Below are 19,632 nucleotides of genomic sequence, written 5' to 3' on the forward strand. Positions count from 1 at the left end.
ACCCGACGGTGACGCGCGAGCCCTTCCGCAACCGCGGCCGCGTCACGGAACTGCTGACCTCGGGCAAGCTGGCGCAGGATATCGGCCTGCCGCCGATGGACCCCGAGACCGACCGCTTCATGATGTGCGGCAGCCCGCAGATGATGACCGATCTCAAGGCGATCTTCACCGAGGCCGGCTTCAGCGAAGGCAACCACGGCGAGGCCGGCGAATTCGTGCTGGAAAGAGCCTTCGCCGAACGGTAGGAGCAGCGGCTTGCCGGCCAGCCAGCGCTTTTTTGCCTTGCTTCGGCGGGCATTTTCCGGGCGCCCTTATTCCTTCTGCGAGACGAGTTTCATGACCGCCACGTCCAACCGCACTGCCGATTATCAGATCTCTGACATCTTCCTGGAGCGCTGGTCGCCGCGCGCTTTCTCTCCGGTCGAGATTGGCCGTGACGAGTTGTTCAGCCTCTTCGAGGCGGCGCGCTGGGCCCCATCGGCTTTCAACGCCCAACCCTGGCAGTTCATCTATGCGCGCCGCGGTGATGCGCATTGGGACAGCTTCGTGGGGCTTCTGAACCCGTTCAACGCCGGCTGGGCCAAAGAAGCCTCGGCCCTTGTCGCCGTCTTCTCCAAGACCACTTTGCAGGCAAAGCAGGACGCTCCCGAAACCGCCAACTACAGCCACTCCTTCGACGCCGGCGCCGCCTGGGCCTGCCTGGCCCTGCAAGCCTCACAGCTTGGCTGGCAGGCGCATGGCATGGCCGGCTTCGACCATGAGCGCGCCGTGCAGGAACTCGGCGTACCCCCGAACTACCGGCCCGAGGCTATGATCGCGATCGGCCGCCCGGCGACAAGGAAACCCTGTCCGAAGCCCTGCAGGCTCGCGAAACGCCAAGCCAGCGTGATCCCATCATCAGCCGCGTCTTTGAAGGCACGTTTGGCGGCTGATCACGATACAGCGCCCATGCGCGGCGACGCCGCGACATGGGCGCCAGGCACGCTTGACGCGACATCGCTGTCGAGTGTCACGTCCCGGCAAGTTGCCGCTGTAACGGGACGACAGGCAATGTCATGATGTTCGAATTGGACTTCAGGCTCGAGTTCGGCGGTAAAAACCGTCCGGACGATCAATCATGGCCTCTCGCCACGATCCGTCGATGAGGAACGTCAGCAATCTGTTCTCGAGGTCGTGCCACGGTCGAAGAACTGGGATCTGCCCATCGGGGCTCTCAAGACTGAGAAGGCTACGAAATTCGAAGAGACGTTCTGGCTTCATACTATCAGTCGGCCCGATCGCGAGTCGCACCTCACGAAGCATCTTTGCCATCAACTGCCGAGTATACGTCGTGACTTTATGGGACGGAAGCGCACGATGCGCGGGGCTCGCCGTTCCAGCCTAAGAAATCACGAAGTCAGCTTTTGCCCGGCCAGCCAGTCGCGGTACCAGACGACAGTCTCCGCCAACGCTGTCGCAAGACTGTACGACGGCGACCATCCAAGCAGCGCGCGCGCCTTGGCTGCTGACAGATGCTGCGCGGGGATCTCGTGCGTCGCCTCGCCGAGGACTGTCGGTTCGAGATCCTCGCGTCGCGCCGCCACCAGGATCCGTCGCACGAGATCGATAACCGACAGGGGCTGTTCAGTCGAGAAATTGAACGCTTGACCATGCAGGTCGCTGTCTTCCATCTTCTCGGCCAGGTTAAGATAGGCCAGCACGACGTCGCGCACATAGATGTAGTCGCGTATCATCGAGCCATCAGAACGCAGCACAGGCCGCTGGCCGTTGATCGCCCAACGGGCTACTCCTGGAACGATCCGGTTGAAATTGAGATCGCGGCCGCCGAAAAAATTACCCGATCGCGTCACGCAGACGGGCAAACCATACGTGTTGTGATAAGTCTGCGCGATGATGTCCGTGCAGGATTTCGAGGCGTCATAGGGATGACGGCCATTCAGCGGCATTGTTTCATCATAAGGTAGCGTCGGGGCTGCCCCATAGGCTTTGTCCGAAGAGGCAACGATGATGCGCCTGACGCGACGTCCCAGTTCCCGGCAGGCATCCAGCACATTCCATGTGCCGCGTATATTGGTCTCGAAGGTGGACCGCGGATTGGTTGTGGCAATGCCGACGATCGGCTGCGCGGCCAGATGAAAAACTGTGTCGGCTTCGTGCTCGTTGATCGCGCGCAGCAGCGTTTCGTAGTCTTCCAGGCGGCCGGACACCACGAACTGCGGTTCGGTCGCCGGGTCCTCGCGCCGAGAAAGATGCCAGCCGCCGTCGCGAACATAGCCGATTGTGGTCGCTCCCCGACGATTCAGTTCCTGCACCATCCATGAGCCCAGGAAGCCCGACGAGCCGGTTATGAAAACGCGCTTGTCTGCCCAGAAATCGGGCTTGACTACGGCCTGTTCGCGCGACGTCGCGCTTTCGCTGTCAGGCGACATTTTGGACCCAGGGCGTCGCGCCTTCGACATACATGGCCTCAATCTCCTGTTGGTCCTTGTAGGTGTCCATCGATTTGAAAAAACCATCATGACGATAGGTTACGAGATGGCGATCGGGCAAAAGCGCCGGCAGCACGTCGCGCTCTAAGCTGTCACCGCGCCAATGGTCGAATACGCGCTTTTCCATCACAAAGAATCCGGCATTGATCCAATGGCCGCGTAACACCGGCTTCTCGCGGAAATCGCTAATCAGGCCCGTCGGGTCCGCTTCGATCGTCCCGTATTGCGAGCGCAGCGGAACCGACGTGATCGTGACGAGGCGTCCTGCCTCGCGATGGAATGCCAGCAGATCGGGCAGAATGACGTCAGAGAGCCCGTCGCCATAAGTGGCCATGAATGTGTCGCCGAGCATGTGGCGGCAACCCCAGATCCTCCCGCCCGTATCGGTTTGGGCGCCCGTGTCGACGATGTCGATCGTCCAGCCGAAGCTTCGTCCATCGAAGTAGTCGATGATTACTTCCTTGCGGTGGCCTACCGATATGACGAACTCGGTGAGGCCCTGGCTTGCATAGATCTCCATCACGCGCAGCAGGATCGGCTTGCCCCCGACCGGCATCATAGGTTTAGGGAGATATTCCGTGAACGGATAGGCGCGCGTGCCGGAGCCGCCCGCCAAGATCACGACCTTCATCGTCACCTCCTCCATCGTTGTCACGCGCGCGCAACCTATCCACCGGCACCACTTGCGGCGAATGTCGTCAGAGCGCCAATATTGTGTGACCTGGCCTAAGTCCCCCGCAGCCCGGACTACCCAACTTGTCTTGCCCATGCCGCCCCAATCGGGATCCGGGCGGTACAAATCTGTCGCTTGCTGAACTCGTACTGCAATCCCTGCAGCGGGAAGCCCCGGCCAAAGTCACTGCTTGGCCTCCCGAGGGGCGCTTGCGGCTGTCTCCTCCGGTACGCCACCCGAGGCCAGCCGGCGCATCAGCACACCATCCTCGGGCGTGGCGTCGACGAGATCGCCCGGCATCAGTTCTGTCTGCGCCTCGGCTTTGATGCGCTGCGGCGGCCCGGAGCGCACCCGCAAGATCGAGACGACCCCCGGCTGGCTGGGGCCGAGCGGTTCATCGTCACCTGGAAGCGCGTCTCGCAACTGCGCCAAGCCCGCACGGCCCTCTTCGATTCCGACCCGCAGCGTGGCAATCGTATCGTCAACGTCTTTGAGCGCAGTGGCGATCTCCAGCCGGCGCGATGTGATGGAGGTGATCCGCGTTTGCTCTAACCGCACGATCTCCTGCCGGGCGCGCGCAGCGAAGGCCTGAATCTGCCGCCGGTCCCCTTCGACCTGCACGGCGAAGCGCGCAAGTTCGCTCACGCGGCTCGTTCGCGGCGATAGGCCCTTCCGGATGAGATCGTCGAGATAGGTGCTCTCGTCCGTCAGCAGTTGGAGTTCGCGCCCCTTGGTGGCGTCCTGGTCCGTCAGAGCGCGAATTTCATCCTCATAGGAAGTCGTCTGCGTGGCGAGCATCGTGATCGTGCTCGTGTGCGCGGCAAGGCGTCGTCGCATGATCTCCTGCTCCGCCTCGACGGTCTGGCGTAGCCGTTCTTCGGAGAGGTGGCGCACTGTGAGGGACGAAACCTTCAGCTCCTCCTGCTCCGCAGCTTCTGCACGTAGCCGCGCTTGTCGGACCAAAGCGACGCCGAGCGCGTCCTGAGCCAAGCGGAGCTTCTCCCGCAAACGAAGAACTTCGATACGTGCCCCGATCTCGTCTGGCTCGAAACGCCGTAGTCCGCCCGCAGCAGCCAGCGCATGACCGACTGTCATGCCGAACTGAAAAGGATATTGGCCCGGCCGGCGTACAGAACCCGCAACCAGGATCGGCTGCATCTCGGATATTTCGACAGAGACGCGGGGATCCAGCAGTCCAGCATCCTCTCTCAGCCGTTGGGCGATAAGATCGCGGATCTGGTCGATGGGGCGGTTGGCAACAGCCAGGTTGCCGACGAGAGGCAGAGAGAGCGCTCCGCTCGGGAGGACGCGAAATTCGCCGGACAGGTCAGCCCGCCGATGAACGGTGACAGATAGACGATCTCCCGGGCCGGCCACAAAAGTCTCCACGGCCTTGCTGGGCTCTGCCCACACGGTGCATGTCGCGAGAATGACTGCGATCGCCCTGCCGATCATCTAACGCCTTTCAAGCTTAAAAACCTGGCGTCGTACGCGAATGCTCGTTGAGTGGCGCATCAATCGCCGAACGCGAGATCAGGACGCCACGCACTGACGTACAAGACCGTCCATGAAAGCGTCACGCCTCACGGTAACATCCGACTACTCTTTTTGCGCCGCCAAACTTCTCCATTACGGACAGTAATAGACCAGTCGATCGAGACCTAATTCGTGAACTTTTAAATGCCGAGTTGTAAGCGAACAGATCTGCATGTATAATGCTCCATTCATATGTACCGTCAACGGATTTTAATGAGCCCGCGAAGGTCATGAGGCGAATACAGATAAATCTGCATCTTAATACGCCAGATTGGCGTTGCGTAATCATGGCGATACTACCTCGAAATCGCAGGGCTAATCATCCTTACGCGCATTTCGCAGTATCGCGCCCAGAAGTCGGAGCGATCCACGTGCCAAGCCCCTTCTATGGCAGCCGGCCATGAGGCGGGAAGATCTGATGGAGGGCCCGCGTCAGATCGCCAGCGAACTGCAGTTATCTGCACCGGCGCGGGGCCGATTGATCCCGACTGACTTTTTCGGGTTACTCAATCTGCTCCGTCGCTACTGGCTGCTGATGCTGGGATGTTGCATCGCGTGTGTTGTGGCGATGGTTGCCTCGTCCATTTTGATCAGCGGTCGCAGTTACGAGGTCACTGCGAAGGTCATGGTAAATCTGGGACCGGAGATGATCGGTTCTCCCTTGCTCGCCGTGCGAGAGGGGACGGCTGCCGCTCCAGCCATGCGCAGACCCGAGGATTCTGCGACAGGAGCCGAGATATTCGCCAACCCTAGATTGGTTCGTGAACTTGTGAAGCAACTGGGCGAGAGGTTCTTTGCGGATCCGCCTGCTGTGACCGTGTTCCAGCGCATCAAGCAGGCCGGAAAACAGGCAGTGAGCAGGCTACGTGCTTCCGCGCGTGAGGCCTCGGTTCTCCTCGGGATTACCCCCCGCACGACGCAAGCCGACCGTCTTGCGCTGGCTATCGGCAACGCTCTGCGCGTCGAGCCGGTGCGGCGGTCCGACGTGATCAACCTGATCCTCACATTTCCTGATCCCCGTGCCGGTGAGGTCATCTTGAATCGGTTCATTTCTATCGCTCTGGCCGGACACATCCATGCCTATCGCACGCCCGGCGTGACAGAATTCTTTCGAAACGCTCGCGCCGAGCGCCGAGCCGAGTTCGATGCCGTAGAGAAGCGGCTGCTCGCGATGCGGGTGCATTCGGAACAACCGGTCTGGTCCGTGGCAGAACAGCGCTCGGGGTTGATCCGGTCAGAGTCGGACCTGCAACAGCAACTCAGGCAGGTTTCCGGAGCGATCGCCGCGACCGAGGCAGAGATCGCCCGCGCTGAGACAACGTTGGGCACCCTCCCGGGCGAAATCGATCTTACCTCCGTCCAATCGCGAAATCCCGCCGCTGATGCTTTGCACGGGCGCTTGGCTCAACTGCGCCTAGACCTGGCTGTTCAGCAGTCTCGTTATGGCGAGGACAGCACCGAGATTTCAGATATCCGGCGACAGATGGCGGCGCTGATGGAGCTGTTGAAGGCGGAGGTCCCCTACCGTCTAGATCAGGTGACCAAAGGCGTAAGTCAGCTCCATCAATCGCTCGTACGCGACATCGTCACCCGGCGCATTGATCTGGAGGGTCAACGCGGCCGGGCGCGGCGCCTCGCCCAAGACATCGGGACCGTACGCGAGCAGCTGCAGGATATTGAGACCGCCGCGATTGGTATCGCGCAACTCGAGCAGGACCTGGCAAGGCTGCGCCGCTCGCTGGATGTCTATGAGCGCGGCTATGACGATGCGCGGATTGCTGAAGCGATGGAAGCCGTCCAGCTTTCGGGTTTGCGCGTAATCATGCCGCCGACCGCTGAAATCTTGCCGTCCTCACCATCGCTGCGCCGGACACTGTTGCTGGGCTTGGCGGCGGGTCTCGTGCTGGCCTTTGCGGTGGTCTTGTTTCTCGAATATCGGGCTTCGCTGTCAGGCACAACTGCGACAGGGTGAAGGAGGGGTAACATGAAGTCCGCCGACCCTCGCGTGACGGTGGTTCTGCCGACCTTCAATGCCGCTCACTGGCTCCCAGGGGCTGTCGAAAGCGTGCTGGCGCAGAGTTTCCCCCAATTCGAGCTGCTGGTGCTCGACAACGCTTCTACCGACAACACAGCAGATGTGATGCTTCGATATGACGACCCGCGCGTGATCTACCAAGTGAATGATCACAATATCGGCTTTGCCGGTAACGTTCACCTTGGGATCCGCCTGGCGCGCGGCGACTTCGTCCTCATCCTCGGCGCAGATGACATCCTGTTGCCGGAATTCCTCCAAGCTGCGGTTGCCTTCATGGACGCGCAACCGCACTGCAGCATGGTGCACGGGCACGCGGCCTGGATCGACGCGGACGGATCGCGCACAGGAAGGACTGGATCCGGCTGGCAGCGCATGACTCCCGGACCAGCGGCGATTCTCGATATCTTTCGCCACGGTTTCTGTCTGACGACAATGGTCATGCGGACGGCCGCAATCCGCGCAAGCGGCCCGTTTGACGAAAGTTGGCTGGAGTTGATCGATCTTTGGCTTTTTTGCCGCCTCTGCTTTGTGGGTGACATCGGCCATCTCGATCAGTTGTGCGTCGAATACCGCGTTCACGACAGCGCGATGTCGATGCCCATGTATCGCTCGAACGCAATGTTCCGAAAGCAGATTGCAGCCGTACGCGAAGCTTTCGTTTGGCCGGAAGCTCAAGTCGCAGGCGTGTCCAGTCAGCGTGCGGTGGCAGAACTCCACATCGCGCGCATAGCGATCGATATCCTGCATGTCTGCCGGGCAGACGGGTATGGCCGGTATCTCGCCAATCTAGCCGAGATCATCCGCACGGTGCCGACGGTGGCGCTGAGACCCGTCACCTGGCTGCGCGTCGGGTTTGGCCTTTTGCCAGCGCCGACGCTGTTAGCCATTTCATCTTTGCGGCGTCAGCTCTTTGAACAGAAGGAAGCACGCGCCGGAAAGCACACAGCATGAAGGAGCGCGCGACCCGGCACGGGTTGATGGTCGTCGTTGGCCGGATTGGCTTCGTGGGGCTCTGGTTTGGGGCCGTGTTGCTTGTCTATCGTGGCCTCGGGCAGGACGAGGCGGGGCTCGTGCAAGCCGGGCTCTTCGCGATCACGATCGCAATCGTCAAGCTCGCATCGGGCTGCATTGTGGATCCAGGCGACGTGGCCCTGATGAGTCGGGCTCCGGGCCTGTTACGTGCCGAGCCGGAGGCTGCCTACCGGTTGTTCAGATCTGCGTTCTTGCTACGTCTGGGGGCGACCGTCTTCGTTTCCTGCATGCTCTTGTGTTTGGCCGGGGTGGTCGACCAGATCGCTTCGCGAGGACAATCTATCGCGCCGCTGATGGGTTGGGTGGTGGCGGCGATCATGGCCGATATGCTGTTCCGCTCGGTCATGGTGGTGCTTCAGACACAGGAGCGCTTCCGGGCTCTTGTCCTGCTTGAAGGCGCCCTGCAGATCGCCCGTCTTGCGGCGATCCTGATATTATGGGGGAATGGCTGGATCACCGTGAAAGCCGTGCTTGCCGTCTATATCGGCGCCGCACTCCTGATGGCAGCGGTAGGCGCAGCGAGATTGATGCCGCGCGGCTTGTTTACCGATTTTGGGATCAGGCGCGCGGATCTGATCGAACTTCTCGGAGCTCTTAAATGGCTCGTGCCGGGTATGCTTCTGGGAGTCATAAGCGATCGGTTGGACCTTTTTCTGGTCTACACGTTCGGAGGTGCCGACGACGCTGGTCGCTACGGCGCGATGGTGACGCTGGCTCTTGTACCTGACCTCATCGCAGGCAGCCTCGCGGCTATTCTGCAGCCCCGCATTACACGCATGCGGAACGATGGAAGCTATCACACCAACCAGCGCAACTTCCTGCGCATCTCCATTCCCGGCGTCGTGCTCTCCTATGCGATGGCCGTGGCAGTCGCGTCGCCTGCGATCGGCATCGTTCTCGGAACCAGCTACACAGCCGGTGTCCCGATCCTGCTTTGGCTGCTTGCCGGCACGCTATGCTGGCTCGCGGTTACGCCGCTGCCGCTTGCAATGGTAGCCGTCCATGCGCCGCAGCGGCTTGCGCTCGTTGCCCTCCTTCAGTCCGGCCTCATCGTGTTTGCTGGACTGCCGCTGTTCTGGCTGTTTGGCGAGGTCGGCATGGCCCAAGGCGTTTGTATTATGCGAACTGGCGTGGCCTTCACGCTCGTTGCAATGGCGCGGCGCCTTTCCCCGAGGCCAGTTGCTGCACTCTCTGGGGAGGGCACATGCGCTTCCCTCGTCCGCTGATCCCTGTGGCTGTCGGCGCAGGGCTGTTCACAGCCTCGGCCCTATTGGGACCCGTGCTGGCAGCAGGCGGTGTCCTGGCGGTCGCCCTGGCGGCGCTCATTTATGCGTTGCCGGTGGTTGGACTCGCGTTCATGCTGGTTTCGGGCACCGTTTTGCAGGTCCTCGGCGCCGAACACATAATCGGATTACCGCTCAGCCTCAACAAGATCGCAGCCGGCATGACTTTAGCCGTCTGGGCGCTCCGCTCTGTCCTGTTTCGCACGCCAATGACATGGTCGCCCCAGATGCCGGCTATGGTGTGCTTCATAGTGGCCGTCGCCATCGCCGCGCTGGTTTCGCCCGACGGCGCAGAGTCGATGGACGGGCTGACGCGCTATGTTCAGGTTGCGCTGCTGATGGTGCTCATAGCCAACATCGCCGGGGAGTCCAGGCGAGCGCTCGATCTATCCTGCGTCGCATTGACCGCCGCCCTGACAGCCTCTGCGATACTAGGGTTCATGGAATTCTTCCTGCCCGCACTCGCGATCGACTACGACGATCCCCGCCTGATGCTGGGCAATATCGGGGCCGTTATTGACAGTGATTCACTCGAAGGCGTCGAGATCAAGCGCGTCACGGGCGGCTTGGGCGACTCCAATTGGTTTGGATACACGCTGGTGTGTGTCTTGCCAGTCAATCTCTATCTTTATCATCGTTACCCTGCGACGTGGGCGCGGCTACTGATCCTTTGTGGCAGCTCACTCCAGAGCATGGGAATTGTCCTCTCGTTCACGCGTTCGGCAATCATTGCTGCAGTGGTCTCGATACTCTGGCTGGTGATCCGGGGACGACTGCCCCTGAAGCCCCTGTTGGTCGCGACAACGGTAGGCATTGCCGGCCTGTTATTGTGGAATCCTGCGGGTCTCCAGCGCATATATTCGACGAGCTATGCGCAGGAGGGCAGCACACCGATCCGTGAGTATATGCTCCGGGGCGCCTGGGAGTTGATACAAGACCGACCGATTGCGGGGTACGGCTTTGGCCAATTCGGCCCCAATCTGCGCGACTGGCTGGCCAAGCAACCGTCACTGCCGCCCTATGTCGAAGCATGGGAAAGCGACCTGGAGCAACGCGTCGCCACGGATGTAGACCGCTACGAATGGGTCAACGCCCATAACACCTATGCGCAGCTCTGGGTCGAGTTTGGGCTGCCCGGCATGCTCGCTTTCGCCGCCCTTTACGGTTTGATGTTTCGTGACTTGTATCTCGTCGACCGCGCAGGCGATCCGGACTGGAGTTTGCTGGCCGATTGTCTCGTCGCTGCAGCTATCGGCTTCTTGGTCTGTTGCGCGTTTGGCTCCTTGCTGTTGATCAAGGTGGCGTGGATCGTCACCGGCTTCGCCGCCGCGCTGCGGCGTGTCGCAATCCTGGAGCCAACGGGCGCGCGCCCATGACAAAGGCCGCTGATCTTGCTCGAAGAGCGGGCCTGGTCATGGGGACGGGTTACGTGCTCGCGTTTTTCTCCGAGACAGTCTTTTGGTCGTTCTGGCGCTCGAACGACGGGGTGCCGGGGCGAGTTCTCACCTGGCTGCTCTACAGTCTCTTTGGCTACCTGACCCTCGCTGTCGTCCGGTCCTTCCGCATCATCGACGGCTGGGTCCTCCTTCTGGCGGGCGCATTCTTCGGCTGGGTCTGCGAGGGCGTCTACGCGATGACAGTCTACGGCGACCCCTCGATGCCTTTCCCCCTGACGATCGCCTGGACCGCACTGGCCTGGCATGGTCCGCTGTCGCTGGTCCTCGGCTGGTTTTGGCTCGGTCTCGCATTGCGGTCCGGGCACCCAATGCGAACCACTCTGCTGAGCCTTTCTATAGGTCTGTTCTGGGGGGTGTGGGCATTAGGCTGGGGGGCTGAGACGCCACCATTGGTCGTTCCGCCGCACGAGTTTCTCCTGCATGCAGCCGTCACAACCGGCGGTCTCGCCTTGGCGCATATGGCAGTCGCGGCCGGGCACCCGGAGAGCTACACACCTTCCCGTCTCGGACTCGCCCTCGCCAGCGGGGTCATAATCGGGTTTTTCGCGCTGGTCACCGTCCCGGCGGTTCCTATGGCGCTGATTGTTCTCCCCGCACTGCTCGGCATCGTCTGGCTAGCGCTGCGGCGGGAGCGGGCGCGGCGCCCGGATGACAGCGTGCTCTCGCTCCTGGCTTCGCCGATCAGGTTACAAAATTTGCCCGGTCTCGCCCTGATCCCGCTGACAGGGACGGCGGTCTACGCGGCTGGGCAGAGCACGTTTGTGCCGCCTGCCTCGATACATCCAGTCTTGGCAGGGGTGACGAGCCTCACGGGGCTGGTCTTGTTTTGCTTTGCGGGTGCTCGTGCAATCCGAGGGAGGGCGTGATGAGCGACGGCCTCGGCCCCCCGATCCCGCTCATTATCGCCAAGAGCGCTTATGACAGCGTCGGCGGGCCGGAGTCACTTCTTCAGATTATGGCAGATGGCCTGAACCGGAATCGGTTCCCTCCGCATTTAGCCCTTCTGGCGCGGCCGGAGCACGACTTGCCATCGGTCCTGGCAAAGGTGGCTGCGCAGATGCCCACGACACGTGTGGATTGGAAAGGGCTGACAGGCGTGCTCACCGCGAGCCGCGATCTTGCAGCTTTGGTGACGCATCCCGGCGCACTGCTTCACACCAACGACATGCGCGCCAACTTGCTGGCCTGGATGATCCGCCGGGTACGGCGCGTCCCCTGGATCGCCCATGTCCATGGCTGGCTCGGCCCTACACACTCCGGCCGCCACCGCTTGTTCGAGGACATCGATCGTCGCCTCGTCCGCTTCGCCGATCTCGTTCTAGTGGGCTCGACAGCCATGCGTGACGAGGTCCGTCGTGCGGGAGCCCGGCGTGTTGAAATCGTTACAAACGGAGTTTCCCCTGCAAACCCGGCCGAGCACATGGCCGAAGGCGCCCGGATCCGCGCAAGCATCGCGCCCCGGGGGAGGCTGATCGCCGGCGTTTTGGGCCGGCTTCATCCCGGCAAAGGACAGGCGCTCCTGCTCGAGGCCGTTGCGGAGCTCAGCAACAAAGGCATCGACATCATGGCAGCGATCGTGGGTGCCGGACCGGCAGAGACGGAGTACCGCGCGCGCGCGAGAGAGCTAGGACTTGGTGAAAGGGTCCACTTCGCAGGCCTGGTTCCGGACGTCCGGCCGTGGTTACAGGCAATGGACATGCTCTGCGTGCCCTCGCTGAAGGACAGTATGCCGCTGAGCGCCATGGAGGCGATGAGCCTCGGGCTTCCGGTAATTGCCTCGCGAACCGGCGAACTGCCGATAGCCATCAGGCATGGGCATAGCGGTCTCATCGTTGATGTAGGCTCCGTGCCTTCGCTGATGGCTGCGATTGAAAGATTGGCCCTGTCACCAGTGGAGCGGGCCCTTTTTGGCGCCGCCGGACGGCAAAGGCTGATCGAGGACTACTCGCCGGAGGCAATGCTGCGCCAGTTCGAGGGCTTCTGCACCCAGGTGGCAAGAGGGGAGACCGCGCGTGCGCGCTGAACGCAAACGTATCCTCTATGTTCATCCAAACAACGAGGTGGGCGGCTCCGATATTGCCTTGTTGCGCCTGCTGCAAGGCATCGACCGCACCCGCATCGACCCGATCGTGGTGGTGCCAGGCGACGGGCCGATCACGCCGCTTCTGCTCGCTGAGCGCATCGAGATGCATGTCGTGCCAATGATGCAATTGCGCACCCTGCCCTCTCTTTCATATCAGGCGCGGTATCTGGCGCGGATGTGGCCGACTGTGCGAAGGCTCGCGGGCCTCATGCGGGCCGCTCGAGCAGATCTCGTTCACACCAACTCGCTGTATTGCCTCTATGGCGGATTTGCCGCCCGGCTCGCTGGCGTACCTCATCTCTGGCACGTCCGGGAGATTCCGCCCGCCATCCCGATCGCAAGGCCGGCGCTCGGGCGCCTTGTGCTGAGCTTGTCGCAGCTGGTGATATGCATGACCAATGCCTGCTCAAGATCGTTGTTCGGCCCACGGGCGGACGATCCGCGGATCCGCCATCTGGGAGAAGGTGTCGATCTCGCATTCTGGTCGCCCGAGGCAGTGACCCGCTCGATCCGGAATGAACTTGGGATCTTGCCGGGAACTCCCATCGTCGGGTTCGTCGCCAGGCTGGACCCATGGAAGGGCCTCGATGTGTTCATTGATGCTGCCGCCCAGGTCGCCACGCTCTTCCCGGACGCTGTGTTCGTCGTCTCGGGCGACGCGCCGTCTGGCATGGAGGCCTATCGCGACCGGATGGTGGCGCGCGCAGCCGCGCTTAATATCGGCGATCGCGTGCGCTTTCTTGGCTGGCGCTACCGGCTGAGCGACATGCCGGCAGTAATGGGAGCGCTCGACGTTTTCTGCCACACCTCGGTCGCGCCGGAGCCGTTCGGGATGGTGATCATCGAGGCCATGGCCATGCGCTGCCCGGTCATAGCTTCGAACGCCGGGGGGCCAATGGAAATCGTCGAGGACGGCGTGAGCGGCCTGCTTGTGGAGCCGCGAAATCCGAATGCTCTCGCCGCCGCCATCGTAGCAATCTTAGGCGATCCGGCTTTGCAGCGCAGGCTTTCCGACGGTGGCCAGGCGCGGGTCGCTGCGCGTTACTCGCGCGATGTGCATTCCGCGGAGCTCAGGGCAATCTGCGAAGAGGCCCTCGCGGGGCCGTCCGCATGAGCAAGCTTCCAGACATTTCGATCGTCGTTGTCAGTCACGGGCATGAGGCTATGCTCCCGCGCTGTATCGCATCGCTCGACAGGGCGATTGACGGCACCATCGCGGAAATCTTGATTGTCGACAATCTGCCGGGAGGGCATGCTGCGGCGGTACTTCCTGACCCCCAGATTCGCATCATCGAGAATCCGGTCCCCCTTGGATTCGCCGCGAACGTCAATCGTGGAGCCGCAGCGACAACAGGCCATTATATCCTGTTCCTGAACCCCGACACTGAGCATCTCGGCGGGCGGCTTGCCGATGCACTGGGCTTCCTGGGCGATCACCCTGAGATCGGCCTCCTGGGGTGCAAGCTCATTGGGGAAGACGGCGCGCCGCAACAGAGCTTCAGGCGATTTCCTTCGCCCGCGGTTCCAATTGCTCGTGGTCTGGGCGCTGACCGCTGGCCTTGGCAGCCGGCCTGGTACCGGCGGGCAATGATGACGAAGGGAGACAGCGACGAGCCATTTAGGGCCGACTGGATCTTCGGCGCATTCCTGCTCATGCGCAGGGTGGATTTTCAGCGTGTGGGCGGGATGGACGAGGGCTATCGCCTTTACTACGAAGACGTTGATCTTGCTTGGCGTCTGCGCCGCGCCGGACTGGCAGCGTGGGTGTTTCCTGACATCCGGTTCCGGCACGCCCATCAGCGCAGCAGTGCAAAACGCCCGTTGAGCCGACACTGGCGCTGGCATGTCGCGAGCGCTCTACGTTACTGCGCGCGAACGGTGGGACGCTCACCAGATGGCCCCGCACAAGTGACCGATCCTGGCGCGCGAGCTCAAACCAGCAAAGGTGACCCATGAGCCGTTATCGTCCCCAGGCCGCCGTTTTTCCGCTCCTGATGGTTCTCGCCTCGGTTGCACCTGCCGCGGCGCAGCGCTGCAAATTTCCAGGCCCGTGGACACGTGTGGAGCCGCCGGCACAGCTGGCGGATGGCGGACCGCTGGTGCCAATTCGCATCGCCGCCGATCCCTCGGTTATCCGCCGCAATGGTCGTTACGAAATGTTCTTTACGACGGCCGGCAGCAATCATGTCTCCGGCATTGCCCGCGCCGAAAGCTCCGATGGCAAAATCTGGTCAGTTTGGCGCGCCCCGGTGCGGCCCGACGCGTTGACCGATCTCGTGTTGCCGACGCCGCCCCACGGCTGGGAGGCGCCTGGCATTGAAACTGCCGACGTACTAATCGGCCCCGACGGGCTGTGGCGGATGTACTATACGGGCAACCGCCCGCCTCTGGGCAGCGCAACCTATGCCATCGGGCTCGCGACTTCTCTCGACGGCATCACTTGGACGCGACGTACTGCCCCCGTCCTGGAACCGGAGAACGACTGGGAGAAGCCGATCTGCAGCACCCCGAGCGTCCCCACGACGTGTCAGCGCGGGGGGGTGCTTGAGCCGAGTGTGCTCTACGATCCCACGACCAAGCTCTACCGCATGTACTATTCCGGCCTGGGCGAACCGAAGAATTCTTTCCGGACCTTCCGTATTGGTATGGCGACCTCACCAGACGGTATCACCTGGACGCGGCGGCCACAGCCGGTTTTCCACTTGGGCGCGCCCGGACGCTGGGACGAGATGTGGACCAGCCATGTCAACGTCGTAGCTGATCCCGGGGGCGGTTATCACATGTTCTATTTCGGCAGCGCTCCAAGCGATTATCGCGAGGGCGTCGAATTGCAGCGCGGCTCGATTGGGCATGCCTTTAGCAGCGATGGGTTAAGTTGGCAGCGCAATCCAGGCAACCCTATCCTGTCGCCCCGCCCTGGCCAGGCTGACGAATGGCAAGTCGGGGGACCTAGCGCGGTCATCGAAGACCAGCGGATCCGCTTGTTTCATTTCGGCAGCCGCACCGGGGGACTGGTCTCCGATATCCTTCTGGCCGAGGCACCGTGTCCGTGAAGGAACTCCTCGTGCGCCTCGGCCTCGCGGCGATCGCACGCCCGCTGTTGGGCGGAGTTGGAGCAATTTTCGTTCTCCACCGCGTGCGCGAGCGTGATCCGGAGCTACGTTTCGAGGTCAACCACCGTAACAGCATTGCTCCGCACCGCTTCGAACAGCTTCTAGATACGCTGGAGTCGGCCGGCGTCTCTGTCGTCAGTCTCGACGAGGCAATGGTCCGCCTCGCAGCATCACGCATGGACCGCTTCGCCTGCCTCACCTTCGACGACGGCTATCGCGATAACCACGACACGCTGCTCCCCATCCTCGAGGCGAGGCGCTTGCCAGCCACGGTGTATGTCGCGCCGGGTCTCCTCGACGGTACGGCACCGTTGTGGTGGTACGCACTTGACGAGGCAATCGCACGGGAATCTTACCTTCGGCTCCCTCTGCCTACCGAAATCAGGCTTGACACGGGGAATGCCGTATCAAAACAGCGCGCCTTTGAGACCATCGCGCATGTGATGGTTTCGTCACCAGCATCGACGCGGGACGGGGTCCTGCGCGCACTCGCTGCGCGTTATGGTATGGATGCTCAAGCCCTCGCCGCGCGTCACATGATGGACTGGGCGGCGCTGCACAGCCTCGCAGCCTCGCCTTTCGTCGAAATCGGCGCGCACACGCTGACTCACCCGCCGCTGGCGACACTGTCCATCGAGGCTGCTTGCGCCGAGATGGCGGGCAGCCGCGATCGGCTTGAGCGAGAAATAGGGCAACCCGTTCGCCACTTTGCGTTTCCGTACGGCGTACCCGGCACGGCAGGCGCGCGCGAACAGGAGTTGGCGGCACGGCTGGGGTTCTCTACGGCAGTTACAGCGGATCCGGGCAATCTATCGCTTCGGCATGCGGCGCGGCCGCATGCCTTGCCGCGCCACGGTGTCGGGCCGGCCGACGGCCCAGCCTCGGTCAGGTTGAAACTTGCAGGCGTTAGAAATCCGTTGCGAGTGAGCATGCCCAACCGTTGAGTTGGGAGCGCATCAGGTCCTGTTCATGCCGACGATGCCAAAATAGCTCAGCCATCCCAGGCCGGACATACGTCCCAGAACCCGATCCATGCCGTGCAGCGCGGCAGCCGATCGTGGGCCCTGCAGTGTCTCCAGATAGCACAGCATGCGGAAACACACGGTGACCGGCATCTCGACCTCGACGCGCCCCGGAAATCTGGCGCGAAGGCGAGCCAGGCCCCTGCGTCCAATGGGAGCCTCGTCCTCCGACGACGCTTTCTCGATGCCAAAGCGCCCTGCGAGCACGGCGCGCGCAGCCGACAGCGCCGGATTGAAGGCTAACGTCTCGATAAATGCCGCGGGTGCACCGGGCTTCAATACGCGTCCGAGCTCGCGTGCCGAATCTTCGAGATTTGTATGATGCAACACAAAGAGCCCGCATGCAGCGTCGCATGAGGCCTCCGGCAAACCGGTGTTCTCAGCCGATGCGAGACGGAACTCGATGCGATCGGCCACGCCGCTGAGCTCAGACCGGCGGCGCGCGAGAGCATGTGACGATGGCGAGACATCGACAGCTATCACCTTGGCTCCGCGTAGCGCCAGTGCCACAGCCAGAAAACCATTGCCAGTTCCCAGATCCAGGACAGTCCTTCCGCTCAAGTCGCCCAGCCTATCGAACAACCGCGTGGTGATCGCGGGCAAGTCGAGATAATCTAGCCACGGCTTGAGACGGTCATGGAGATCGTTCTCACGGACCAGTAGCGCATCGGGGTGGCTGGCCGCCTCGGTGGCTGCCACGGCATCCCAATGCGCTCGCTCACGCCTAACGCGTTCCGCTTCTGCCTCGGATTTCGTATTGCCCATCTCACCCGCGCCCTGCTGCTATAACAATTCCCGGAATCTCAGGCATGACTTTTGGATAGACGTAAGAGAAGATACCAACTATTCTAGCATTGACCAAATGGATACCCCGTCGCCCTTCGTTGGGCCTCTGACGGAAAGAGGTAGCCTGGCGATGGAGTTCGATGGCCTCGACGGTAAAGTCGTTCTGGTTACCGGCGGCTCTGGCTTCATCGGCTCGGCCCTTCTTCCGTTACTTTCAGCTTACTCACGAAAAGTTATCTCGTTGAGCAGACGCCCGGGGCTGAGTGCCACGCCGACTGCGATCTGCCATGTAGCCTGCGACATTCTTGACGGCCCTTCGCTAGCCTCAGCCTTCGACGCCCAAAGGCCAGACATCGTCATTCATCTGGCAGGCCTCTCGCTTCCACCCAAGGACGCGGCCGCTCGGCGCGCCATGATCGATATAAACCTCACCGCGACCGACATGGTGTTGGCGGAGGCGGCGAGACACGAGGTGGAACTTGCAGTCGTGGCGGGATCGGCTGCGCAGTATGGCCCCATGGAACGAGAGGACCGCGGGCTTAGGGAAGACGATCCCTGCCGGCCCTCTGGTCTATACGGTATCACGAAGGCTGCTGCTGGAGCGCTGGCCCTGGATTTCGGCCGTACCACAGGCCTCCCGGTCACGCTGGCACTGCCATTCAACGTAATAGGACCGTCGCAGGCTGCCCATTTCGTGCCGGCGACTTTCATCCAGCAATTGGCAGATGCGCCAGGCGCCGGCGCTGTGTGTCTCGCGGTTGGCGATTTGGATGCGCGCCGTGACTGGGTCGATGTCCGCGACGTTGCGCGGGCTCTTGCGCTTCTGGCAGCGGCAAAACAACCGGGGGCATTCAACATCTGTACGGGCCAAGCCGTCTCCGTATCTGCACTGCTGGAGGCGCTCTGCACGGCCAGTGGTCGCCCGCTCGAATGGAGAAGTCAGCCCCAGCGGCGGCGTCCGGACCTGCCTTCGGTGAATTTTGGAGACCCGGCGAAGATCAGGGCGATGACCGGCTGGCGTGCACAGATCGGACTAGCGACTTCGCTGACTGACATGCTGCGTGCCTCCGGCGGAACGTTCAATGATGCGGAGCATCGAATCGCATGAGTTTCTGGCGCGCAAAGAGGGTCCTCGTAACCGGTGGGGCGGGCTTCATCGGTTCTCATTTATGCGAGGCATTGCTGGCTCGGGGAGCCGAGGTCACCGTATTTACACGCTACAGTTCCCGCGGCGTTGCAGGCGCGCTCGATGATATACCGGCAACGTCGCGGGAAGCCCTGCGGATAATAATGGGCGACCTTAAAGATCCCGCCGGCGTCGATGCCGCGACTTCCGACCAGGAGATCGTGTTTCATCTCGCTGCACATATCGGGATCCCATACTCCTACGTCCACCCCTTGGACGTCATGCAGACGAACGCGATCGGCACGGCCCATGTGCTTGAGGCGTCTCGGCGACATGGCGTGGCCAAGATCGTCGTGTTCTCGACCAGCGAGGTCTACGGCTCAGCCCGATACGCGCCAATCGATGAAGCACACCCGCTGCAGGCGCAGTCACCCTATGCTGCCAGCAAGATTGCAGCCGACGCGCTCGCCATGAGCTATGTTCAATCTTTCGGCACACCTATCGCGCTGTGCCGACCGTTTAACACGTTCGGGCCGCGCCAGCCGGCCCGTGCGGTGTTGCCGACGATCATCGCCCAGGCTTTATGGGACGACAGCATCCGGCTCGGATCGCTGACACCACGGCGCGACTTCCTCTTCGTCGAGGATACGGCCGCGGGAGCGATCGCCGTCGCGGAATCGCCCGATACGGTTGGCGAGGCTGTCAATCTCGGTACAGGGACCGATATAACGATCGGTGAGGCCGCAGCCTTGGTCCTTCGCGCCGTCGGCCGTGACCTGCCAATCGTGGAGGACGTGGGACGGATCCGACCCGCCAACAGCGAGGTGGTCCGCCTGATTGCAGATGCAGGGAAGGCCGGACGCTTGTTCGGCTGGAGCCCGAAGACGAGCTTCGAAGACGGCATCGCCAGAACCGTTGAATGGGTACGGCGCCACCCGGGCTTCCTGAAAAACGGCAGCTATCACGTCTGATTATCTACGCGGCTGGAGGGACAACC

The 19,632-nt window shown here is 62.1% G+C and carries 16 protein-coding genes and 2 pseudogenes; 14 read left to right on the forward strand and 4 right to left on the reverse strand.

What is annotated here, in order from left to right:
- A pseudogene (locus AC1D2L_RS16650) lies at window positions 1–245 on the forward strand (ferredoxin--NADP reductase); the annotation flags it as partial.
- Window positions 246–336: 91 nt separating this feature from the next.
- Window positions 337–932 (forward strand): annotated as a pseudogene (locus tag AC1D2L_RS16655) (nitroreductase family protein).
- 456 nt (window positions 933–1,388) lie between these two features.
- Here the strand turns inward: AC1D2L_RS16655 and AC1D2L_RS16660 are convergent.
- The 3 genes from AC1D2L_RS16660 to AC1D2L_RS16670 all read right to left on the reverse strand — a co-directional run bounded on the left by AC1D2L_RS16660 (window position 1,389) and on the right by AC1D2L_RS16670 (window position 4,617).
- On the reverse strand, window positions 1,389–2,459 hold the full coding sequence (locus AC1D2L_RS16660; RefSeq protein ID WP_476847005.1) for a GDP-mannose 4,6-dehydratase: 1,071 nt from the start codon (window positions 2,457–2,459) through the stop codon (window positions 1,389–1,391).
- Entirely contained in the window at window positions 2,419–3,120 is a 702-nt protein-coding gene (locus tag AC1D2L_RS16665; RefSeq protein WP_476847006.1) for a sugar phosphate nucleotidyltransferase, read from the reverse strand. The genes AC1D2L_RS16660 and AC1D2L_RS16665 overlap by 41 nt, the downstream gene beginning before the upstream one ends.
- Window positions 3,121–3,345: 225 nt before the next feature.
- Window positions 3,346–4,617 (reverse strand): polysaccharide biosynthesis/export family protein, encoded by a 1,272-nt coding sequence (locus AC1D2L_RS16670; protein WP_476847007.1) that lies wholly within the window; start codon window positions 4,615–4,617, stop codon window positions 3,346–3,348.
- A gap of 499 nt (window positions 4,618–5,116) precedes the next feature.
- Between AC1D2L_RS16670 and AC1D2L_RS16675 the strand changes: the two genes are divergently transcribed.
- The 10 genes from AC1D2L_RS16675 to AC1D2L_RS16720 are packed head-to-tail and all read left to right on the forward strand — an operon-like array spanning window position 5,117 to window position 16,645.
- On the forward strand, window positions 5,117–6,670 hold the full coding sequence (locus AC1D2L_RS16675) for a GumC domain-containing protein (RefSeq protein WP_476847008.1): 1,554 nt from the start codon (window positions 5,117–5,119) through the stop codon (window positions 6,668–6,670).
- 12 nt (window positions 6,671–6,682) lie between these two features.
- On the forward strand, window positions 6,683–7,684 hold the full coding sequence (locus tag AC1D2L_RS16680) for a glycosyltransferase family 2 protein (RefSeq protein WP_476847009.1): 1,002 nt from the start codon (window positions 6,683–6,685) through the stop codon (window positions 7,682–7,684).
- Window positions 7,681–8,991 carry a lipopolysaccharide biosynthesis protein gene (locus AC1D2L_RS16685; protein ID WP_476847010.1) on the forward strand — a complete coding sequence of 437 codons (1,311 nt, stop codon included), beginning with the start codon at window positions 7,681–7,683 and terminating at the stop codon, window positions 8,989–8,991. The genes AC1D2L_RS16680 and AC1D2L_RS16685 overlap by 4 nt, the downstream gene beginning before the upstream one ends.
- Window positions 8,970–10,424 (forward strand): O-antigen ligase family protein, encoded by a 1,455-nt coding sequence (locus tag AC1D2L_RS16690; RefSeq protein ID WP_476847011.1) that lies wholly within the window; start codon window positions 8,970–8,972, stop codon window positions 10,422–10,424. Before AC1D2L_RS16685 ends, AC1D2L_RS16690 begins: the two co-directional genes overlap by 22 nt.
- Window positions 10,421–11,371: a hypothetical protein gene (locus AC1D2L_RS16695; RefSeq protein ID WP_476847012.1), complete on the forward strand. Its 951-nt coding sequence runs from the start codon at window positions 10,421–10,423 to the stop codon at window positions 11,369–11,371. Before AC1D2L_RS16690 ends, AC1D2L_RS16695 begins: the two co-directional genes overlap by 4 nt.
- The gene (locus AC1D2L_RS16700; RefSeq protein WP_476847013.1) at window positions 11,371–12,528 is read left to right on the forward strand and encodes a glycosyltransferase family 4 protein; all 1,158 of its coding nucleotides are present in this window, start codon (window positions 11,371–11,373) and stop codon (window positions 12,526–12,528) included. Before AC1D2L_RS16695 ends, AC1D2L_RS16700 begins: the two co-directional genes overlap by 1 nt.
- Complete coding sequence (locus AC1D2L_RS16705) at window positions 12,518–13,702, forward strand: glycosyltransferase family 4 protein (RefSeq protein ID WP_476847014.1); 1,185 nt, start codon at window positions 12,518–12,520, stop codon at window positions 13,700–13,702. Before AC1D2L_RS16700 ends, AC1D2L_RS16705 begins: the two co-directional genes overlap by 11 nt.
- Window positions 13,699–14,544 (forward strand): glycosyltransferase family 2 protein, encoded by an 846-nt coding sequence (locus tag AC1D2L_RS16710; protein ID WP_476847015.1) that lies wholly within the window; start codon window positions 13,699–13,701, stop codon window positions 14,542–14,544. The genes AC1D2L_RS16705 and AC1D2L_RS16710 overlap by 4 nt, the downstream gene beginning before the upstream one ends.
- Window positions 14,541–15,641, forward strand: a complete 1,101-nt coding sequence (locus AC1D2L_RS16715; RefSeq protein WP_476847016.1) for a glycoside hydrolase family protein — start codon at window positions 14,541–14,543, stop codon at window positions 15,639–15,641. The genes AC1D2L_RS16710 and AC1D2L_RS16715 overlap by 4 nt, the downstream gene beginning before the upstream one ends.
- On the forward strand, window positions 15,638–16,645 hold the full coding sequence (locus tag AC1D2L_RS16720) for a polysaccharide deacetylase family protein (RefSeq protein ID WP_476847017.1): 1,008 nt from the start codon (window positions 15,638–15,640) through the stop codon (window positions 16,643–16,645). The genes AC1D2L_RS16715 and AC1D2L_RS16720 overlap by 4 nt, the downstream gene beginning before the upstream one ends.
- A gap of 12 nt (window positions 16,646–16,657) precedes the next feature.
- Here the strand turns inward: AC1D2L_RS16720 and AC1D2L_RS16725 are convergent, their stop codons facing one another.
- Window positions 16,658–17,488 carry a class I SAM-dependent methyltransferase gene (locus tag AC1D2L_RS16725; protein ID WP_476847018.1) on the reverse strand — a complete coding sequence of 277 codons (831 nt, stop codon included), beginning with the start codon at window positions 17,486–17,488 and terminating at the stop codon, window positions 16,658–16,660.
- A gap of 151 nt (window positions 17,489–17,639) precedes the next feature.
- On the opposite strand from AC1D2L_RS16725, the gene AC1D2L_RS16730 reads away from it, so the two are divergent.
- Both AC1D2L_RS16730 and AC1D2L_RS16735 read left to right on the forward strand, forming a co-directional pair.
- Window positions 17,640–18,617 (forward strand): NAD-dependent epimerase/dehydratase family protein, encoded by a 978-nt coding sequence (locus AC1D2L_RS16730; RefSeq protein ID WP_476847019.1) that lies wholly within the window; start codon window positions 17,640–17,642, stop codon window positions 18,615–18,617.
- Entirely contained in the window at window positions 18,614–19,606 is a 993-nt protein-coding gene (locus AC1D2L_RS16735) for an SDR family NAD(P)-dependent oxidoreductase (RefSeq protein ID WP_476847020.1), read from the forward strand. Before AC1D2L_RS16730 ends, AC1D2L_RS16735 begins: the two co-directional genes overlap by 4 nt.
- Window positions 19,607–19,632 lie beyond the last annotated feature (26 nt).

The sequence above is a fragment of the Allobosea sp. P1_B10 genome, assembly GCF_056406735.1.

Coding starts and splice junctions, on each gene's coding strand:
- AC1D2L_RS16710 (WP_476847015.1), top strand. CDS start 13,699: ATGAGCAAGCTTCCAGACATTTCGATCGTCGTTGTCAGTCACGGGCAT.
- AC1D2L_RS16690 (WP_476847011.1), top strand. CDS start 8,970: ATGCGCTTCCCTCGTCCGCTGATCCCTGTGGCTGTCGGCGCAGGGCTG.
- AC1D2L_RS16725 (WP_476847018.1), bottom strand. CDS start 17,488: ATGGGCAATACGAAATCCGAGGCAGAAGCGGAACGCGTTAGGCGTGAG.
- AC1D2L_RS16730 (WP_476847019.1), top strand. CDS start 17,640: ATGGAGTTCGATGGCCTCGACGGTAAAGTCGTTCTGGTTACCGGCGGC.
- AC1D2L_RS16680 (WP_476847009.1), top strand. CDS start 6,683: ATGAAGTCCGCCGACCCTCGCGTGACGGTGGTTCTGCCGACCTTCAAT.
- AC1D2L_RS16685 (WP_476847010.1), top strand. CDS start 7,681: ATGAAGGAGCGCGCGACCCGGCACGGGTTGATGGTCGTCGTTGGCCGG.
- AC1D2L_RS16660 (WP_476847005.1), bottom strand. CDS start 2,459: ATGTCGAAGGCGCGACGCCCTGGGTCCAAAATGTCGCCTGACAGCGAA.
- AC1D2L_RS16670 (WP_476847007.1), bottom strand. CDS start 4,617: ATGATCGGCAGGGCGATCGCAGTCATTCTCGCGACATGCACCGTGTGG.
- AC1D2L_RS16715 (WP_476847016.1), top strand. CDS start 14,541: ATGAGCCGTTATCGTCCCCAGGCCGCCGTTTTTCCGCTCCTGATGGTT.
- AC1D2L_RS16735 (WP_476847020.1), top strand. CDS start 18,614: ATGAGTTTCTGGCGCGCAAAGAGGGTCCTCGTAACCGGTGGGGCGGGC.
- AC1D2L_RS16700 (WP_476847013.1), top strand. CDS start 11,371: ATGAGCGACGGCCTCGGCCCCCCGATCCCGCTCATTATCGCCAAGAGC.
- AC1D2L_RS16665 (WP_476847006.1), bottom strand. CDS start 3,120: ATGAAGGTCGTGATCTTGGCGGGCGGCTCCGGCACGCGCGCCTATCCG.
- AC1D2L_RS16675 (WP_476847008.1), top strand. CDS start 5,117: ATGGAGGGCCCGCGTCAGATCGCCAGCGAACTGCAGTTATCTGCACCG.
- AC1D2L_RS16695 (WP_476847012.1), top strand. CDS start 10,421: ATGACAAAGGCCGCTGATCTTGCTCGAAGAGCGGGCCTGGTCATGGGG.